General features: G+C 33.4%; 18 protein-coding genes. 7 read left to right on the plus strand and 11 right to left on the minus strand.

What is annotated here, in order from left to right; translation table 11 throughout:
• Nucleotides 1–30 precede the first annotated feature (30 nt).
• From LL966_RS14255 to LL966_RS14270, 4 genes are all read right to left on the minus strand, one after another.
• Nucleotides 31–882, minus strand: a complete 852-nt coding sequence (locus LL966_RS14255; protein ID WP_229354190.1) for a nuclear transport factor 2 family protein — start codon at nucleotides 880–882, stop codon at nucleotides 31–33.
• A 300-nt stretch (nucleotides 883–1,182) separates the two neighbouring features.
• Nucleotides 1,183–1,881 carry a lipoyl(octanoyl) transferase LipB gene (gene lipB, locus LL966_RS14260; protein WP_229354193.1) on the minus strand — a complete coding sequence of 233 codons (699 nt, stop codon included), beginning with the start codon at nucleotides 1,879–1,881 and terminating at the stop codon, nucleotides 1,183–1,185.
• Nucleotides 1,882–1,886: 5 nt separating this feature from the next.
• On the minus strand, nucleotides 1,887–2,639 hold the full coding sequence (locus LL966_RS14265) for a hypothetical protein (RefSeq protein ID WP_229354195.1): 753 nt from the start codon (nucleotides 2,637–2,639) through the stop codon (nucleotides 1,887–1,889).
• A gap of 99 nt (nucleotides 2,640–2,738) precedes the next feature.
• Nucleotides 2,739–3,464, minus strand: coding sequence for a hypothetical protein (locus tag LL966_RS14270; RefSeq protein ID WP_229354198.1), 726 nt, complete (start codon nucleotides 3,462–3,464; stop codon nucleotides 2,739–2,741).
• Nucleotides 3,465–3,777: 313 nt separating this feature from the next.
• On the opposite strand from LL966_RS14270, the gene lysS reads away from it, so the two are divergent.
• Nucleotides 3,778–5,481: a lysine--tRNA ligase gene (lysS, locus tag LL966_RS14275; protein ID WP_229354200.1), complete on the plus strand. Its 1,704-nt coding sequence runs from the start codon at nucleotides 3,778–3,780 to the stop codon at nucleotides 5,479–5,481.
• 207 nt (nucleotides 5,482–5,688) lie between these two features.
• On the opposite strand, the gene LL966_RS14280 is transcribed toward lysS, so the two are convergent.
• Nucleotides 5,689–6,279: a hypothetical protein gene (locus LL966_RS14280; RefSeq protein WP_229354202.1), complete on the minus strand. Its 591-nt coding sequence runs from the start codon at nucleotides 6,277–6,279 to the stop codon at nucleotides 5,689–5,691.
• 44 nt (nucleotides 6,280–6,323) lie between these two features.
• Nucleotides 6,324–7,349: a 2-hydroxyacid dehydrogenase gene (locus LL966_RS14285; protein WP_229354204.1), complete on the minus strand. Its 1,026-nt coding sequence runs from the start codon at nucleotides 7,347–7,349 to the stop codon at nucleotides 6,324–6,326.
• Nucleotides 7,350–7,512: 163 nt separating this feature from the next.
• On the opposite strand from LL966_RS14285, the gene LL966_RS14290 reads away from it, so the two are divergent.
• Nucleotides 7,513–7,941: a hypothetical protein gene (locus LL966_RS14290; protein WP_229354206.1), complete on the plus strand. Its 429-nt coding sequence runs from the start codon at nucleotides 7,513–7,515 to the stop codon at nucleotides 7,939–7,941.
• 46 nt (nucleotides 7,942–7,987) lie between these two features.
• On the opposite strand, the gene LL966_RS14295 is transcribed toward LL966_RS14290, so the two are convergent.
• The 5 genes from LL966_RS14295 to LL966_RS14315 form a co-directional block, all read right to left on the minus strand.
• Nucleotides 7,988–10,459: a zinc-dependent metalloprotease gene (locus tag LL966_RS14295; RefSeq protein WP_229354208.1), complete on the minus strand. Its 2,472-nt coding sequence runs from the start codon at nucleotides 10,457–10,459 to the stop codon at nucleotides 7,988–7,990.
• A gap of 160 nt (nucleotides 10,460–10,619) precedes the next feature.
• Nucleotides 10,620–11,906: a glutamate-1-semialdehyde 2,1-aminomutase gene (hemL, locus tag LL966_RS14300; RefSeq protein ID WP_229354210.1), complete on the minus strand. Its 1,287-nt coding sequence runs from the start codon at nucleotides 11,904–11,906 to the stop codon at nucleotides 10,620–10,622.
• 52 nt (nucleotides 11,907–11,958) lie between these two features.
• Nucleotides 11,959–12,858: a glucosaminidase domain-containing protein gene (locus LL966_RS14305; protein WP_229354212.1), complete on the minus strand. Its 900-nt coding sequence runs from the start codon at nucleotides 12,856–12,858 to the stop codon at nucleotides 11,959–11,961.
• Nucleotides 12,851–13,759, minus strand: a complete 909-nt coding sequence (locus tag LL966_RS14310; protein WP_229354214.1) for a 1-aminocyclopropane-1-carboxylate deaminase/D-cysteine desulfhydrase — start codon at nucleotides 13,757–13,759, stop codon at nucleotides 12,851–12,853. Before LL966_RS14310 ends, LL966_RS14305 begins: the two co-directional genes overlap by 8 nt.
• A gap of 84 nt (nucleotides 13,760–13,843) precedes the next feature.
• A complete protein-coding gene (locus LL966_RS14315; protein ID WP_229354216.1) occupies nucleotides 13,844–14,188 on the minus strand; it encodes a hypothetical protein in 345 nt (114 codons plus the stop codon).
• Between the two features lie 115 nt (nucleotides 14,189–14,303).
• Between LL966_RS14315 and LL966_RS14320 the strand changes: the two genes are divergently transcribed.
• The 5 genes from LL966_RS14320 (at nucleotide 14,304) to ilvA (ending at nucleotide 20,122) form a co-directional block, all read left to right on the plus strand.
• On the plus strand, nucleotides 14,304–14,483 hold the full coding sequence (locus LL966_RS14320; RefSeq protein WP_095928730.1) for a DUF5522 domain-containing protein: 180 nt from the start codon (nucleotides 14,304–14,306) through the stop codon (nucleotides 14,481–14,483).
• Between the two features lie 11 nt (nucleotides 14,484–14,494).
• Nucleotides 14,495–15,469, plus strand: coding sequence for a 2-hydroxyacid dehydrogenase (locus LL966_RS14325; RefSeq protein ID WP_229354218.1), 975 nt, complete (start codon nucleotides 14,495–14,497; stop codon nucleotides 15,467–15,469).
• Between the two features lie 512 nt (nucleotides 15,470–15,981).
• Nucleotides 15,982–17,958, plus strand: coding sequence for a urocanate hydratase (locus LL966_RS14330; RefSeq protein WP_229354220.1), 1,977 nt, complete (start codon nucleotides 15,982–15,984; stop codon nucleotides 17,956–17,958).
• A gap of 32 nt (nucleotides 17,959–17,990) precedes the next feature.
• Nucleotides 17,991–18,530 (plus strand): DUF4136 domain-containing protein, encoded by a 540-nt coding sequence (locus LL966_RS14335; protein ID WP_229354222.1) that lies wholly within the window; start codon nucleotides 17,991–17,993, stop codon nucleotides 18,528–18,530.
• 347 nt (nucleotides 18,531–18,877) lie between these two features.
• Nucleotides 18,878–20,122, plus strand: coding sequence for a threonine ammonia-lyase IlvA (gene ilvA, locus LL966_RS14340; RefSeq protein ID WP_229354224.1), 1,245 nt, complete (start codon nucleotides 18,878–18,880; stop codon nucleotides 20,120–20,122).
• The last annotated feature ends 23 nt before the right edge of the window (nucleotides 20,123–20,145 follow it).

The following is a 20,145-nucleotide window of genomic DNA, read 5'->3' on the forward strand; positions in this document are numbered from 1 at the left end:
TTAAACTAATTACTATTTACTTTTTACTAATTACTTCTTACTTTTCAAAAATTCGGCAAATTGTTTTGTGTCGTAATAAAAAGGTCTTACTGCTGTAATTTTTCCATTTTTTAAATCAAAATGTTCAGATATAGGCATTGACATCGTTTTACCTGATTTTTTAGATTTACAACTAATTGTAAAATAAATAATAACTTCATTTTTAGAAGCATCACTAAAATAAGTTGGTTCTTTTTCTATTTGCAATTCAAAAAATTCTGTTGATTTAGCAAACATTTTATTCCATTCGCTAAAACCAATAAAAGTTCCTCCATACGGCAAACCAGTTGCTTGATTATAAATGGCTCCATCAGCTATCAAAGTGCCCAATGCATCAAAATCTCTCGTTTTAAAAAGACATTCATAATATTTTGCAACTACTTTTAGATTGTCAACTTCAAGATTTTTTAACACATCAGCCTCAGACAAAGCGGCATCTTTGTCCCAAAATCCAATAATTTTACTGACTTGACCTTTTCCGTTTAATCGGGCAAAATCTCGACCGCCCATAATCAGATTATTCTTTGAATCGACAATTTTCCACTCCCAAGTTACATAATTGTCTTTTACAATCTTTGGTCCTGATGTTAAGATTGCATCTGGATTTTTTTTATAAAATTCATTTATCACGTTATTAAATGCTGCAGTTCCTTTTACAGATGCAGAAGGATCTTCAAAAGTGCTGTCTTCCAGCCAAATTGTTTTAATCAATTTCAATCTGGAATCGCTGTTTTTTTCTTGCCAAACTTTTTCGTAGGCAGTAATGGCATATAATTTATCTTTCTTCTGAGCAAAAAGACCATTAAGAATAAACAGAAAACATAATAAGTAGATTTTTCTCATAAGGAATTTGGTTAGATTTGATTAAACTTTACTTGCGATGTTTTCAAATTTAGCACAAATACACTACAGAATTACATAAGTTATATAATTTAGCATCCTTTCAAAATCTTAACTTTTGTCCCTTACTTTTTCATTTTTTTTGAATGTATTTTTATAAAAAACAGCTTTCTATTTAATTATACAAACTCTTTTGGTGTTTAAAAAGAGACTAGATTAGATTGAAATTATGGAGTATTTACAAGAAAAAACAAAAAAACCGCTTCAAAAAATTGAAGCGGTTTATACGATTAGCAGTCTATTTTAAATAAATTCTGCTTCAAATAAAGCTTTTAAATGTTTAATAATTTTAGCCTTTACTTCTTCTTCATCAACCTTTTCTACGCCAAGTTCAACATGTAAAGAAGTTACGCCTTTTCCGCGAATACCGCATGGAATTATGTTATCAAAATACCCTAAATCTACATTTACATTTAAAGCAAATCCATGCATGGTGACCCATCTCGAGGCACGAACGCCCATTGCGCAAATTTTACGTGCAAATGGAGTTCCCACGCCAAGCCAAACTCCAGTTTCTCCTTCGCTTCTACCCGATTCTAAGCCATATTCTGCGAGAGTTAAAATAATAGATTCTTCGAGAAAACGTAAATATTTATGAATATCGGTAAAGAAATTTTCTAAATCAAGTATCGGATAACCTACAATCTGTCCTGGTCCATGATACGTTATATCACCACCACGATTAATTTTGTAAAAAGTCGCTCCTTTGGCTTCTAATTGCTTTTCGTTTAATAATAAGTTTTCTAAATCACCGCTTTTACCTAAAGTATACACGTGTGGATGCTCAACAAACAATAAATAATTTGGTGTTGGCAAATCAAGTTCTTCTCTTCTGTTCTTGATTTTTAAATCGACTATATCTTTAAAAATTTCTTCTTGATATTCCCAAGTCGACTTATAATCTCTTTTTCCCAGATCTTGAAGTTGGATTTTTTTGTTCATTTTAATTATTTTTCAAACTCAACATCAAAGTTAAGTTTGTCAGGATTCTCCATATAATCCGTAAAAGAGTATTGAATTGTAAGTGATTTTCGGTCGTCGCTAAATAAAGCATTCGGATTAGAGACTTTTTTTATTTTTTTTGGAAAGTGATATTTTACAATATAATTAGAAGATGCAAACATCATTTTAGACATATCTCCAGCAGAATCTTTAGGTTTTGCTGCCAGTTTTTGCTGATCGATTACGGCTTTTCTTGCAAATTTTTTTCCGTCGTAAGTATAACTTAATTTACTGTTATTATCTCCAAAACCACTTCCTAACGGACTTGCTCCCGCTCCGCCTTCTAATTTTTGAAACGTACTCAAGGTCTGTAAGATATCCTGAAGTTCATTTACATTTTTAAAATCGGTTCCTAAAGTCATTAAAAACTGTTTTTTAGTCGAACTCATTTTGGTCATTACAACAAAGTTTTCTAGTTTTTTAAGTTCTTTTTGAGTTTCTGGAGACAATTTTGAAATACTGTCTTTTTTCTGTTCAAATAATTGCTTGAATGTAAAAGTCGAATCGATATCTTTTTTGGCATCTTCACCCATTTGACCCGCTATTTGGTCTCCAGCCATTTCCATTAAAGAAGACCCATCCATATCTACAGAGAATTTTCCGGTTCCGTTATCGTTGATATAAATATTTTCAGTAAAAGTGCAACTTGTTAATGTCGCTATTAAAAAACAAAAACTAAGTAATTTGTATAATTTCATCGTAGTACAATTTTTTATCAAAGATACGAACTTTTTAGATTCTGAGATTCTAAGCTACTAAGTTGCTAAGTTCATAAATGCTGAAGCCAACAAACTTTATTATTCTAAAACCACTTCTAGATTTGTACTTGCGGGATTTCCTGAAAAATCTGAAAGCAAAAATTCTAAGGTTAGAGATTTTTTGTCTGGACTGACAACCGCATTTGAATTAGAAACTGATTTTATCTTAAAAGGAAAATGATACTTTAAGATATAATTTTGAACCAGTTTTGAAGAGCCATATTTAGAAACAAATTTTTCTGATTCTCCTTTTGCTTTTTCCAATTCGCTTGTATTGATAATGGATACCGAGCGTTTAAAAATTTTTCCATTAAAAAAATACCCAATCGTGAAATAATTATTTTCTGCCGTCAATGCATAATTATGCTGAATATCTGAGGCATAATTTTCTGTCTTAAATAAATCTGGAATTTCTGAGACTTTATGAAATTGAAGCGAAAACTCATTTTTATATTCTTTTTCGAAAGAGCTTTTCTTAAGATGCACTTTTACATTCGAATATTTTTGAAATAACTGCTGTTCTTCAGCGGTATATTTTGTGAAATTTTCATTGTATTTATCGATATATTCTTTAAAAATGTAAGTGGTATCCTGAAAAACATTTTCTTTTGAATATTCTTCTCCAGCCAATTGCATATAACTGTTTTCATCTCGAAACTGTTCTAGTTTTATGGTGCCGCTCCCGTCTGAATTAATGGAAAGTGTTTCGGTAATTTGACAGCTTGCAAATAAAAATATAAGCAATAAGAGTACTAGATGTTTCATTTTATTTTAAAGAGAGATTGGTTCGAAGAAGCTAAGATACTACGTTTTTTTTCGTTTATTTCTTACAGGAATATTTTACTCAAAATAACAAACATCGCAACCAAAACGTCTTATGAAAACCAAAACCTCTAATCTAGCCCCGATAGAAGCGGTATCCTTTTTTTGGCTTCTTTAGCCAGAAAAAGATACAAGCGGATAGCGGGACAAAACGTTCATGAAAAAACGATAAATTTCTGCTGCAAAAAACCTTAACACTTTGAGTTGAAACTTGAAACAAAAATTTTATCTTTGCACACTTAAAAAAAAGCACAAAATGGCATTATCAGAACAAGAAATCATCAGAAGAGAAAAACTTCAAAATTTACGCAATCTGGGAATCAATCCTTATCCAGCTAATCTTTTTCCTGTAAATCATACTTCGAAGCAGATAAAGGAAACTTTTGAGGAAGGTAAGAAGGTTATCGTTGCGGGACGTTTGATGAGTGTTCGTGATCAGGGTAAAGCTTGTTTTGCTGAATTACAAGACAGTGAAGGACGTATTCAATTGTATGTGAATCGTGATGTTTTGTGTGAAGGTGACGATAAAACTTTATACAACCAAGTATTTAAAAAATTAACCGATTTAGGAGATTTTATTGGTATTGAAGGTGAATTATTTACTACACAAGTTGGTGCAAAATGTATTCGCGTAAGTGGATTTACTTTCTTGAGTAAAACATTACGTCCGCTTCCGTTACCGAAAGTTGACGAAGAAGGAAATGTACACGATGCATTTAATGATGCTGAATTACGTTACAGAATGCGTTATGTAGATTTAACTGTAAATCCGCAGGTTAAAGAAACTTTCATTAAACGCACCAAATTATTTACTGCAATGCGTGGTTATTTTAACGACGCTGGATATTTAGAAGTTGACACTCCGGTTTTACAATCAATTCCTGGTGGTGCTTCGGCACGTCCGTTTATTACGCATCATAATTCGCTTGATATTCCGCTTTACATGCGTATTGCAAATGAGTTATATTTAAAAAGATTAATTGTTGGTGGATTTGAAGGTGTTTATGAGTTTTCTAGAAATTTCCGTAACGAAGGAATGGACAGAACGCATAATCCTGAATTTACTGCAATGGAAATATATGTAGCCTACAAAGACTACAATTGGATGATGGAATTTGCTGAAGGTTTATTGGAACATTGTGCAATTGCAGTTAATGGAACTAGTGAAGTTACTTTTGGCGAGCATACAATCAATTTTAAAGCGCCTTATGCACGTGTTACAATGACAGATTCTATCAAACATTTTACTGGTTTTGATATCTCTGGCAAAACTGAACAAGAATTGTTCGAAGCCGCACGCGGAATGGGAATCGAGGTTGACGAAACGATGGGTAAAGGAAAATTGATTGATGAGATTTTTGGAGCTAAATGCGAAGGAAATTACATTCAGCCAACTTTCATTACTGATTATCCAAAAGAAATGTCGCCGCTTTGTAAAGAGCACCGTGATAATCCGGATTTGACTGAGCGTTTTGAATTAATGGTTTGTGGTAAAGAAATTGCAAATGCGTATTCTGAATTGAACGACCCAATTGATCAAAGAGAACGTTTTGAAGATCAAATGCGTTTGGCCGCAAAAGGTGATGATGAAGCAAACGGAATTATCGACGAAGATTTCTTAAGAGCTCTTGAGTACGGTATGCCTCCTACTTCTGGAATGGGAATTGGAATGGATCGTTTGATTATGTATTTAACAAACAATGCTTCTATTCAGGAAGTTTTATTGTTCCCACAAATGCGTCCTGAGAAAAAACAAGCTCAAATTGAATTGACAGAAGAAGAAAAAGTAATCATTACTTTATTGAAAGGAAATGAAAATAAAATGGATTTGGGGCAACTTAAAGTTTCTGCTAACTTAAGCGGTAAAAAATGGGATGCGTCTATGAAAAATTTATCGAAACATGGTTTGACTAAAGTTGCTGTTGAAGGTGAGTTTAAATTTGTGGAATTGGTGGGGTAAATTTTAAATTGAATTTTATAATATTTCAAACCCGATAGGCTATAAACCTATCGGGTTTTTATTTAGAATCTATATTTCCAACCATCAACCGGACTGAAGTCCGGCCATACAATATAAATCGAGCTGAAGCTCTTTTCTAGTTCCGAAGGAACAAATCATATTGTAGAGCTGGACTTCAGTCCAGTTTAAATAAATTAAAATTGGAATTTAAAACGAATATTTTTCCAATTTCTTTCCTTGAATATCCAAAACCTTAGTGCTTTCTTTTGTAACTTTTACAACTTCCTGAACAGAAGGATTAGAAGGATATTTTCCGCCTTTCATTTTTAAAAGATGAAATTTTCCTCCGCTTTCAAATATCAAATCATAAAATTTTTCAGTAACTGAAGTCGTTACATAAATTGGAAAATCGGTTACAGTAAATTTGTTGATTACACTTCCGCCGTTATTTAAAATGTAGCCTGAACAGCCTCCGCTTCCGCAGAAATAAGAGTTGGAGAAACCAATAAAATATTCGTTTTTCTTATCGTTATTTAAATCAAATTCTTCATAATAAAAATAACGATCGTCTTTTGTTAATGCTAGCAAATCACTTTTCAACAAAACATTTAATTGTTTTCTGATGAGTTCCACTGCTTTATCATCTCTTGGCGGCGCATCGCTTAAATCTGCCGTTCCTCCTATTGTTTTCGATAATGTATCCTGCACAATCGTTTTGACAATATTTTTTGAATTCTCTTTATTTTGACAGGAATAAAATGCCAAGATTCCGATTAGAATTAGAATTTTATTTTTCATAATAATTTAATTTAAGGATTTCTCAAACCTGACAGGTTTAAATTCTAAACTAAAAGCGCCGCTTTATTTTCAATATCATCTCGCGTCAGCAATGATTTTATATTATTAAAAGTTACTAGCGCAATCTGTGTCAAAGCTTCATTTGTAAAAAATGCTTGATGTGCTGTTACCAAAACATTCGGAAAACTCATTAAACGCTGAATGGCATCGTCTTGAATGATATCTGCCGATAAATCTCGAAAGAATAATTTTTCTTCTTGTTCGTAAACGTCAATTCCTAAATAACCAATTTTACCTTCTTTTAAACCTTCAATAACCGATGATGTTTCGATTAATCCACCACGACTTGTATTGATAATCATCACGCTTTCTTTCATAAAAGAAATTGACGTTTTGTTGATAACGTGTTTTGTTTGATCATTTAGTGGACAATGAAGCGAAATAATATCGCTAGATTTAAATATCTCTTCTAAACTCACAAAAGAAACGCCATCTTTCTTCATTTCTTCGCTTTCAACAATATCATAGGCCAAAACTTTACAGCCAAAACCCAATGCAATTTTAGAAAATGCTTTTCCGATATTTCCAGTTCCAATAATTCCGATTGTCTTTCCAAATAAATCAAAACCTAATAATCCGTTTAGAGAAAAATTTTGTTCGCGAACTCTGTTATATGCTTTATGTGTTTTTCGGTTTAAAGTCAAAATCATCGCCATTGCATGTTCGGCAACAGCTTGCGGAGAGTAAGCAGGAACTCGGCATACTTTTATGTTATGCTTTTTCGCAGCTTCTAAATCGACATTATTAAATCCGGCGCAACGCAAGGCAATAATTTTTACGTTTTTTTCTGCCAATTGTTTGATAACTGTATCGTTTACAATGTCATTAACAAAAACACAGACAATTTCAGCTTTTTCAATTAAGATTACTGTTTGCGGATTTAATTGCGTTTCAAAGAAATCTAATTCAAAGCCAAAATCAGAATTATATTTATTGAAAAACGTTTTGTCATAAGGCTGAGTCGAAAAGAAGGCAATTTTTCGATTCGCTATAATACTATTTAAACTCATAATTAATGCTGATTTAGATTTGAACACATACAGTTTTACTAAGTTAAACAATTTTAAGCAACTGCTTTTAGTTTTGTTAAATAAAGTATAATTCTGACAATCCGATTAAACCAATTTAATTTCAAAAAGTCTTATTACTATAAAACAATAAAAAAACTTAGATATGAAAAAATTATTTATCGCAGCTATGTTATTCGTTGGAATAGCAAGTTTTGCACAAGATGCAGATCAAAAACCATCACGCGAACCAAGAGAAAGAATGACTCCAGAACAGCGTAATGAAAAACAACTTCAAAAATTAACGACAGAATTAAGTTTAGATGCTAGTCAGCAAGCTCAGGTTAAACAACTTTTAGCAGACAGAAGCGCTAAAGCTGAAAAATTTAGAGAAGCTCGAAAAGATAAAAAAGACAGCAACACTAAACCAACTGCTGAAGAAAAAGCTGCTTTCAAAAAACAAATGGAAGACGAAGTAGCTGCAAACGACGCTAAAATGAAATCGATCTTAAAAGCTGACCAATATACCAAATGGAAAACTTTACAGGAAGAGAAAAAAGATAAAATGAAAGAGCACAGAAAAGAAAAAATCTAATTTGATGCAAAAAAAAGAGGCTAGTTAAGCCTCTTTTTTGTTTTTATTATTTTATCGGATTCAATATCAAATCTATTCTTTTGATACAATCTTCATAATGGTATTTTGTTTCTGTATTTATTGCTCCAGCTTTTCCTGCAACAAGTGATTTTCTTAAGGCATTTAATTCTCCACGAACTAAAGCTCTCAAATCTGATTGCGAAACATTATAGAAAATTGTAGACCTATCTGTCGGTTTAATTTCTTCTATCATTAAAAAACCCATTCTGTCAATATAAGCACGCTGTAAATTTCTGCGATATACCGTTACGCTTGACGCAGTAGCCGATTCTTTCCAGATTCCTTTTCGAATGTCTTTAAAGAAATCTAAAGCTTTGTAGTTGTCGCCGCTCAAAATTTCGTTGTCCATCAATCTTCCAATTCTTCCTAAAGTCATCAGATTATTCAACTGTCTCACTTGCAGATTTCTAAACTTCTCTGTGTAACCTGCAAATTCCGTATTTTGCAATGTTTTCGTATTGACAATCCACGTTGGCGATTCAAAAGCATTTTTCTGAAGCCAGTTCATCGCTTCAATTTGTTTGGCTTTTGGTACAACTTCGTACACACTTCCTTTTTGATTTGGTTTTTTAGTATTTTCATAAATACCACCGACATTGGTAACAACGTGTCCAACATAACGACTCCAGCAATCCAATAATTCTTTGTATAATTCGTCTAAATCTTCATAGTTATTAGTCGCATTACTGGTCCATTCACTTAAATGACCTGCTACATATTCTAAATTTTTAAGTCCATATGAACTTGCTTTCATTGAATTATTCCCAATATCTTCCGTTTGTGAAGAAGGATCAAAAGCGCTGCTTTGTTTTCCAAATTTATAAATCGGATTTCCTGCTTTTTCTAAAATCCATTTGTCTAAAGTTGGCACTTCAGCTTCAGGAGACTTCGCGGTCGGAATAACTCTGTAGCCCCAATTTAAAGCATAATGATCATAAGCTCCCATTTTACGAATAAATCGAATATTTTGATCTCCAGGCTGTGCAATGTAATTGAAACGAGCATAATCCATAATACTCGCTGAAATTCCATTTTCTTGTGTAAAAGCTCCGTTTCTGTAACTTTCTACATCAAAAGCACAACTTGCTCCCATATTATGCGGAAATCCTAATGCATGTCCTACTTCGTGAGCAATAACCATTCGCATCATTTCGCCCATTTCTTCATCGCTAGTTTGTAACGTTCTCGCTGACGGATTTGCTGCTCCCGTTTCTAATAAATATCTGTTTCTGTACGAACGTAAATGATTGTGATACCAAATTACATCACTTTCTATAATTTCTCCTGTTCTTGGATCAGAAACGCTTGGTCCAACTGCATTTCGTGTAGTACTTGCTACATATCGAATTACTGAATAACGCACATCTTCTGGACTAAAATCTGGATCTTCTTCTTTCGTTGGCGCGTCTTTTGCAATAATAGCATTTTTAAATCCTGCTGATTCAAAAGGTTTCTGCCATTCTTCAATTCCTTGTTTGATGTATTTTTTTAGTTTTTCAGGAGTCGCAGGATCCAAGTAATAAACGATTGGTTTTATCGGTTCGACCAATTCACCTCTGTTATACGCTTCGAGATCTTTTGGTTCTAATCTCCAGCGTCTGATGTAGGTTTTCAAATCCGATTTTAATTCATTACTTCCATAATCGTACTGACTTGTCGTAAACCATCCCACGCGTGAATCTGCTAATCTTGGTTTCATCGGCACTTCTGGCAGTAAAATCATCGATTGATTCATTTGAATACTTATCGATTCTGATTCTTCTAATATCGATGGTTTCGATGCATTATAAGTAAAATCCTGAATTACTTCAATATTCATCGGAAAGCTTTTCATCGCAGTAATAAAACTTCTTGAATCATCTAAACCTTTAACTTTATAGGTTTCACGCATTTCTGGAGAAATTCCGCTAATTGCTTTAACATCTGTATTGTAAAATTTAGTCACATCAATAACAGTGTTAGCAGAATCTTTACTAAAAGCAACGATATCAAAAGCAAATAATGTAGGTTCATAATTATTCGCTTTTACCGAAATACTAATAGGCAGGCTGTCATTGGCAACCGAATTATACGATTTTGATTTGATTAAAATTTTATCTTGAAAACGCTGCCATACAATTAACTGTTCATTGGTTTCAGAACCAGCATTTACATAACCTCCGCCCAAATTAGAAGGCAATTTTGCCAAGCGACTCACTAAAAGCATGTCTTTGTTTAAATACTTATTCGGAATCTCGAAATAGTATTTTTTATCTACTTTATGAACTGTAAAAAGTCCTTCGTCTGAAACAGCATCTTTCGTAATTACTTTATTATAATCTTTAATGGAAGATTCTGGTTTCTTTTCTGGTGCAACAGCCGGAACTTCTTTTTGATCTTTCTTTTTACTCTGTGCAAATTGTTTAGAAGGAAATAGCGCAAAGACAGCTATTGCTGATAAAATGAAAAATTTATTCATTTATTGTAGGTTTAGTTAATTATTTGACAAACAAAAATAAATTTTACTTAGAATGATACAACAAAAGCTATTTGCATTAACTTTTTATTAACTAATTTATTTTAGCCATAAAAAAGGCTCAGCTTTAGAGAAAGTGAGCCTTTGATATCATTTTTATGAATTAAAATGTCTTCGAAACTTTATCAATTGCATTAATTGTAAAATCTAAATCTTCATAAGTTAATGCATCTGTAATAAACCAAGTTTCGTATGCGGATGGTGCAATGTAAATGCCTTCTTGCAGTAATCCGTGGAAGAATTTTTTAAATGTTTCGTTATCACCTTTTGCTGCCGTTTGAAAATCAGTAACTGGATTTGCATCAAAATGAACTGAAATCATTGAACCAACTCTGTTGATTGTAAACACAACATTGTTTGCTTTTAAAACTCTATCAATTCCTGCTTCTAAATATGCTGTTTTTTCTTCTAATCGAGTAAAGATTTCTCTATCATTATCAAGAGCTTTCAACATTGCCAATCCCGCTGCCATAGCCAACGGATTTCCAGATAATGTTCCTGCCTGGTAAACTGGTCCAAGCGGCGCTAAATGATTCATAATTTCTTCACGAGCAGCAAAAGCGCCAACTGGAAGTCCTCCGCCAATTACTTTTCCGAAAGTTACAATATCAGCATCAATTCCATACAACTCTTGAACTCCACCTCTAGCCAAACGGAAACCTGTCATTACCTCATCAAAAATCAGCAAAATTCCGTTTGCTGTACATAATTCTCTTAAACCTTCAAGAAAACCTTTTGCAGGTGGAATACATCCCATATTTCCAGCAACGGCTTCAATAATGATAGCAGCAATTTCTCCTTTATTAGCTTCAACTAATGTTTTTACATTTTCTAAATCATTGTATTTTGCTAATAAAGTATCCTTTGCAGTTCCTTCTGTAACTCCTGGACTGTTTGGCGAACCAAAAGTAACAGCTCCACTTCCTGCCTGAATCAAAAATGAATCAGAATGTCCGTGATAACAGCCTGCAAATTTTACAATTTTATCTCTTTTTGTAAATCCCCGAGCCAGACGAATTGCGCTCATACAAGCTTCTGTACCAGAATTTACAAAACGTATTTTATCAATATTCGGAACCATAGAAACAGCCAAAGCTGCAATTTCTGTTTCCAATTCTGTTGGCATTCCAAATGAAGTTCCCAATTTTGCTTTTTCGATCACCGCATCTACAACTGGTTGATAAGCGTGACCTAAAACCATTGGTCCCCAAGAGTTGATATAATCTATTAATTTGTTTCCATCTTCATCATATAAATAAGCACCTTTGGCACTTTTTACAAAAATCGGAGTTCCGCCAACTGCTTTAAATGCTCTTACTGGTGAATTTACTCCTCCTGGAATTACTTTTTCTGCTTCAGCAAAAAGCTGACTACTTCTTTTATATAACATTTTTTATTTTAGATTTCTTGATAATTGTTAATTGTCAATTATCAATTGATAATTATTTCACTTTCAGCCTTTGTCCAATCGAAATGGCATTATCGGTTAGATTATTTTTTTTCTTCAAATCTTCAACCAACAAATTGAATTTCTTTGAAATTGAATATAAAGTATCTCCTTTTTGAACTTCGTACAAATTCGGATCGTATTCATTTCTATTTATTTTGAGATCAGAATTCGCTACAGAAGAAGAACTTTTTGCTGGAACTGTTTTATTAATCGGAACATAATTTTTTCCCGTAACCTGACAATCATATTGATGCAGATTATATCGTTCTATATAACTGATTAATTTGTCTGGATAATTAGGATCTGTAGCATAACCTGCAGCACGTAATCCCTTTGCCCAAGCTTTGTAATCGTCTTTTTCATAAGTGAACAAAGTTGCATATCTCTTTTTACCCACCAAAAACAAAGCATGATCTCTGTAAGATTCTGAGGCTTGCGGATATTTTCTAAAACATTCTTGAGCTGAATCATCATCGTGACGAACACTTTCTCCCAACCAATCTTTATGACATTTAATTCCGAAATGATTATTAGCCTCTAAAGCCAAATCTCCTCTTCCAGCACCCGATTCTAAAATTCCTTGTGCTAGAATAATACTTGCAGGAATTCCGTACGTTTTCATGTTTCCAACTGCAATATCTTTATACTGCAAAACATAATTATTGATTAAATCGCTAGTTACAACTGTTTTAGAAGTAGATTGAATAACCTCAGTTGTATTATTTGTAGAAGGATAATTTTTGCCGATTGGTTTTACTGGAGCACCTTTTTTAGTTGAAGCTGTTCTTGTTTGAATTGCTGCCGCTTTTTTAGTCGTCGCGATGGCAGGCTTACTAGAGGAGCAGCTTGCTAAAGCTAATATTACGAAGAGTAATACAATTTTTTTAATCATTGGTTTTGAGTATTGGTAATTTTTTCTGCTTCAACTTTATATTCATTCCATCAATTCCCTGTAATCCACCGGTGTGAATGAGTAAAATTTTTGAATTTGTAGGAAAATAATTTTTGCTGATTAAATCTATAACGCCAAAAACCATCTTTCCTGTATAAATTGGATCTAAGGGCACTTTATTTTCTTCAAAAAAAGCGTTTATAAATTCGATTAATTCCAAATTTATCTTGCCATAACCTCCAAAATGATAGTCAGAAATTAAATTCCAGTTATCTTTTTGGGCAAAAATACGAATTTCATCGGTTAAAAAGTCACCTTTTAACGCCGGAAATCCTAAAATTTTCTGATTTGGCAATGCACTATTTATTAATCCCGAAATAGTTCCACCCGTTCCTACAGCACAGCAAACGTAATTAAAAACCGAATCTTCATCAGTTAAAATCTCTTCACAGCCTTTTACAGCGAGTTCATTTGTGCCGCCTTCGGGAACTAAATAAAAATCGCCAAACTTGTTTTTCAACTTTTCTATAAATGAAGTTTCGCTCTTTAAACGATACTCTTCGCGAGAAACAAATTCAAACTTCATTCCGTTTTCTTGCGCAAATTTCAAAGTTGGATTTTCTTCAATTTTATCAAAAAGTTCATCTCCGCGAATGATTCCGATTGTTTTTAAACCTTGCTCTTTTCCTGCATACGCCACAGCCGCAATATGATTGGAAAAAGCGCCACCAAAAGTCAATAAAGTGTCTTTGTTTTCGGCTTTCGCCTGAAGTAAATTGTACTTTAATTTTCTGAATTTATTTCCTGAAACGAAAGGATGAATTAGATCTTCACGCTTTATGGTCAAGGAAACATTATTCGGAAATTGAATATTTATATTTTGATTGAAAACTGGATTCATTTTAATTTAAAGTTCAAAGTCGAAATTCAAAAGTAGAAAGTGATAATTCATACCTATATTTTTTTTAAGCTTAAAGCCTATTGCTTATTGCTTATAGCCTATTTTAATGTAATGTAAAAACTGAAAAAAAGATCGGTTTTTTAAATAATTTAGATCGGACTCTTTATCGTAAGCTTCTCTTTCAAAACTGATATTCCGATACGCTAAACCTGCATTTTTATATTGAATCAAACGAATTAAATATTCTAAAAAATACCAAATAAAAAACGGAATTATTAAAAGCTCTAATTGCTGTCTCAAATGAATTTTCTCATGATTTACGAAAACGCCATTGGTTTTGTCAAAATCATATTTTACCAAAACGAACGGAAATAATGCCATTCCACGATATCCTTTCGGAATTAAATATTTGGCAACAATCAGAAACATTGGCTGTAAAATTTATAAATTTGTAGCTATAAAATTGTTCGATTTCGATAAAATCACAATCAAATATTATATTTTTGATTTTAAAGTTTATTAAAACCGAACGCGACGCAGATTTATGAAAGAGCAAAGTAATGAAAATAAATTAATCGAAGGCGAAGATTTTTATTATACGCCCGAAGGTTACAAATGCTTTACCGAAAAACATCATTTAAAAAGAGGGTATTGCTGCAAAAGCGGCTGCCGCCATTGTCCTTACGGATATGATAAAAAAACAGGACGAATAAATAAAAATTAGACCTAAAAAAAATGAACGTTTTTATAAATAAAAATATACCAGAAGCAGGTCTTTTATTGCTTCAAGAAAAAGGAATCAACTTAACAATAAATCCAACAGAGAATATATTGTCAAGAAAGGAATTTATAGAAATCTGCCAGAAAAATGATGTTCTTTTAAATGTTGGAACAAATAATTTAGATGAAGATTTTTTTCAGCAATGTCCCAATTTAAAAGGAATTGCTTTGTTTTCTGTCGGATTTGATTCAGTTCATATTCCATCGGCAAACAGCAGAAAAATTCCTGTTGGAAATACCCCTGATGTTTTAAGCAGAGCAACTTCTGATGTCGCTTTTCTTTTGATGCAAAGTGTTGCTAGAAAATCTTTCTATAATCATAAAAGAATTTTAAACAATGATTGGGGAAGTTTTGATCCGTTAGCCAATTTAGGACAAGAACTTTATGGCAAAACATTGGGAGTTTTCGGTTTGGGAAGAATTGGTTTTGAAATGGCGCAAAAATGTAAAGCTGCTTTCGGAATGAATATCATTTACCACAATCGTTCTCATAATGAAAATGCTGAAAAAGAATTGGATGCAAAATTGGTAGATTTTGAAACGTTACTTGCTGAAAGTGATGTTTTGAGTATTCATGCTAATTACAGTGCAGAAAACAATGAACTTTTCAATAAAAACACTTTCGCAAAAATGAAAAGCAATTCGATTTTCATCAATACAGCGAGAGGAAAATTTCATAACGAAGAGGATTTATTTCATGCCTTAACGAATGATATAATCTGGGGCGCGGGACTTGATGTTACCAATCCGGAACCAATGAAACAAGACAATCCGTTATTATCTTTGCCAAATTGTTGTGTTTTACCACACGTAGGTTCAGCAACATACGAAGCCAGAAACGGAATGGCAGTCTGTGCAGCACAAAATGTAATTGCTGTTATTGAAGGAAAGAAAATGCCGTTTTGTGTTAATGAAGAAGTTTATTCTTAATTAGAAAATGAGATAATTAGTCCATTAGATAATTTTTGAAAATCTAAAATCACCAATCTTTAATCTAAAATATCATACATGGATATTCGTTCGAGAAAATTTAGGATTACGATCCACAAATCTTATCATAGGTCGGATATCCGTTATCCCTAGTTTTTTTAATTAGAAAATGTGACAATTTTCCAATGAGTCAATTTGAAAATGAGTCAATTTGAAAATGAGATAATTAAAATAAAATCTAAATTTTAAATTGCAATTTCGTCGGCCAATATTCCGCTCCACTGGAGCTTGTGTATTGGGTGATTATTATTTTCTGTACATATTACGTCTTGGTAAGGCTTTATTATATCAGCTTCAGAGGAGCGACATATTTATAGAAATCATTTAAACATTTGTCACATTTAAGCCCCAGCGGGGCGACATAATTAAAAAACAAAAAATTAATCTGTTGTTAATCTAACTAAAATATCTTAGCATCTTAGAACCTTAGCAACTTAGCATCTCTAAAAAAAATGACTTTCAAAGAACAAATACAACAAGGGATCCCTTCTATATTGCCTCCAAAGCAAGCATACGATCCAACTATAAATCACGCGCCAAAACGAAAAGAAATTCTTTCGGCAGAAGAGAAAAAACTGGCTTTGAAAAATGCATTGCGTTATTTCGATTCAAAACATCACGCCGAATTAATTACTGAATTTTCAGAAGAATTAGAAAAATACGGGCGTATTTATATGTATCGTCTTCGCCCGAATTACAGAATGTACGCGCGTCCGATTGACGAATATCCAGGAAAATCATTGCAGGCAAAAGCGATTATGCACATGATTCAAAACAACTTAGATTATGCTGTGGCACAACATCCGCACGAATTGATTACGTATGGCGGAAACGGAGCTGTTTTTCAAAACTGGGCGCAATATTTATTGACGATGCAGTATTTGTCTGAAATGACAGATGAGCAGACTTTAACGATGTATTCTGGACATCCGATGGGATTATTTCCTTCTCATAAAGAAGCGCCAAGAGTTGTTGTAACAAACGGAATGGTAATTCCTAACTATTCAAAACCTGATGATTGGGAAAAAATGAATGCACTTGGGGTTTCTCAATACGGACAAATGACGGCAGGAAGTTATATGTACATTGGTCCTCAAGGAATTGTACATGGTACTACAATCACTGTTTTAAACGGTTTTAGAAAAATAAAACAAAATCCAGAGGGAAGTTTATTTGTAACTTCTGGTCTTGGCGGAATGTCGGGTGCACAGCCAAAAGCCGGAAATATTGCAGGTTGTATTACGGTCTGCGCCGAAGTAAATCCGAAAATTACTAAAATTCGCCACGAACAAGGATGGATTAACGAAGTGGTGACTTCTACAGATGAATTGGTTGCCAGAGTCACTTCGGCGAAAGCCAATAAAGAAGCCGTTTCAATTGCTTATTTAGGAAATGTAGTTGATGTTTGGGAACGTTTTGATCAGGAAAACATCAAAATTGATTTAGGTTCAGATCAGACTTCACTTCACAATCCGTGGGCTGGAGGTTATTATCCGGTTGGAATTTCTTTTGAAGAAGCCAATGATTTGATGGCAAATAATCCGGAATTATTCAAAGAAAAAGTTCAGGAAACGTTGCGTCGTCATGCAGATGCGATTAACAAACACACCGCAAAAGGAACTTACTTTTTCGATTACGGAAATGCCTTTTTATTAGAAGCTTCACGCGCTGGCGCAGATGTAATGGCAGCAAATAATATCGATTTTAAATATCCTAGTTACGTTCAGGATATTATGGGACCAATGTGTTTTGATTACGGATTTGGCCCTTTCCGTTGGGTTTGTACTTCGGGAAAACCAGAAGATTTACAAAAAACCGATTTAATTGCAAGTCAGGTTTTAGAAGAAATGTCGAAAACGGCTCCAAATGAAATTCAGCAGCAAATGCAGGATAACATCAAATGGATTAAAGGCGCACAGGAAAATAAATTGGTTGTAGGTTCTCAAGCCAGAATTCTTTATGCCGATGCCGAAGGAAGAACCAAAATTGCTGAAGCTTTTAACCAAGCGATTGCAAAAGGCGAAATTGGCGCTGTCGTTTTAGGACGCGATCATCATGACGTTTCAGGAACTGATTCTCCTTACAGAGAGACTTCAAACATTTACGATGGTTCTCGTTTTACAGCCGATATGGCAATTCACAACGTAATTGGTGATAGTTTTAGAGGAGCAACTTGGGTATCCATTCATAATGGTGGCGGAGTTGGCTGGGGAGAGGTTATAAATGGCGGATTTGGTATGGTTCTTGATGGTTCTAAAGAAGCTTCAAAACGTTTAGCCTCAATGCTTTTCTGGGATGTAAACAACGGAATTTCAAGACGAAGCTGGGCTCGAAACGAAGGTGCTGTTTTTGCCATAAAAAGAGCAATGGAAGTTGAGCCATTACTTAAAGTAACTTTACCTAACTTTGTAGATGAAGACTTGCTTTAGAAAATTAAAAAGAACATTAAATTTCCAATAATATGAAAACATTCAAGTTAATTCCGATTTTACTGCTTTTGATTCTTTCTTCATGCAGCAGTGTTACTGTATATTCTGATTACGACAAAACTGTCGATTTTGCGCCTTACAAGACTTATGCTTTCTTTAAGCCCGGAATTGATAAAGTAGAAATTTCTGATTTGGATAAAAGACGTATCCTTAAAGCAATCGATGCTGAAATGCAAGCCAAAGGTCTTACAAAAAGCGAAAATCCTGATTTATTGGTAAATATTTTCACTAAATCTAGAGAGCAAGTAAATGTAAACCAATTTAGCGCTGGCTGGGGCTACGGTTGGGGTTGGGGATGGAATCCGTGGATGATGTACGGAGGAAACCAAACTACCGTTTCAACTTCTACTGAAGGCACTTTATATATCGATTTGATCGATGCTAAAAAGAAAGAAATGATTTGGCAAGGTGAAGGTCAGGGAACGCTAACGCGAAACATTGATAAAAAAGATGAAAAAATCGGTGAGTTCGTAAACAAAATTTTAGCTCAATATCCGCCGGTTAAAAAATAGTTATCATTCGCAGTGACAGTTTTTAGCTTTATATAAAACTTTAAATAGCTGTGAACTTTTCAAAAAAAATTAATACTTTTGCTATTCAATCAGCTAAAAAAATGAAAAACTTTAACAACATTATTATCGCTATTATTAGCATTATTGCAATTGAGCAATGATGGCGAGGTGTTATATAAGTTTGTAAAATATAATTTATAAGAACCTCCCACATCGGGAGGTTTTTTATTTTAAAAAAGATTTTAAATAGCCCCCAATTACACAAATTATCACGAAATACTTTTGGATAGCTTCTAAATAAAAATTAGTGGAAATTCGTGAAATTCGTGGCAAAAACAAACAACAATATGAGTTTATTTAACGAAGTACTTAATGCCAAAAAGCAACTGGAAGATGTAGTTGCAGCGACTCCTCTAACACAAAATCTAAACCTTTCAGACGAATTTGAATCGACTATTTTATTAAAGAGAGAAGATTTACAAATTGTTCGTTCGTATAAAATTAGAGGCGCTTATAATAAGATTTCTTCTTTAAATGAAAAAGAAAAAGCAAACGGGATTGTTTGCGCCAGTGCAGGTAATCACGCGCAAGGCGTTGCTTATTCTTGTAATCTCCTTAAAATAAATGGCAAAATCTATATGCCGAAAACTACTCCAAAACAAAAAGTTAAACAAGTTCAATTGTTCGGAAAATCATTTGTTGAAATTGTTTTAATTGGAGATACTTTTGATGACGCTTATGCTTCGGCAACGGCAGATGCTATCAAAAATCATAAAACTTTTATTCATCCTTTTGACGACGAAAAAGTAATTGCTGGTCAAGGAACTGTTGGTTTAGAAATTTTAGAGAGTTTTAAAGAACCTATAGATTACGTTTTTGTTCCAATTGGTGGCGGCGGACTGGCTTCTGGTCTTTCTGAAGTTTTCAGACATTTAAGTCCGCACACCAAAATTATTGGAGTTGAACCAAAAGGTGCTCCTTCGATGAAAACTTCAATTGAAGAAAATCAGAATACACCACTAAAAACAATAGACAAATTTGTTGACGGAGCTGCGGTAAAACAAGTTGGCGACAAGACTTTTGAAATCTGCCGTTACAATCTCGAAGATATTATTTTGGTTCCCGAAGGAAAAGTATGCACCACAATTCTACGATTATATAATGAGGAAGCGATGGTTGTAGAACCTGCGGGCGCATTGACCATTGCGGCTTTGGATTTTTATAAGGATAAAATTAAAGGTAAAAATGTCGTTTGTATTGTAAGTGGAAGTAATAATGATATTGAAAGAACGGCCGAAATAAAAGAACGTTCTTTATTGTACGAAGGTTTAATGCATTATTTTATGATTCAGTTTCCACAACGTCCGGGAGCTTTAAAAGAATTCGTTAATAATATTTTAGGACCAGATGATGACATCACTTATTTTCAGTTTGCGAAGAAAAACAGTCGTGAAGTAGGTTCTGTAGTGGTAGGTTTAGAATTAAAAAACAAAAATGACATCATGCCTATCAAATTAAAAATGACAGAAAATGGATTTGAGTTTCAATATTTAAATGACAATCAAGATTTATTTACCCAGTTAATTGGATAATAATTGTCTTCATGATAAATATC

The sequence above is a fragment of the Flavobacterium chungbukense genome (assembly GCF_020805785.1).
Taxonomy (GTDB): domain Bacteria; phylum Bacteroidota; class Bacteroidia; order Flavobacteriales; family Flavobacteriaceae; genus Flavobacterium; species Flavobacterium chungbukense.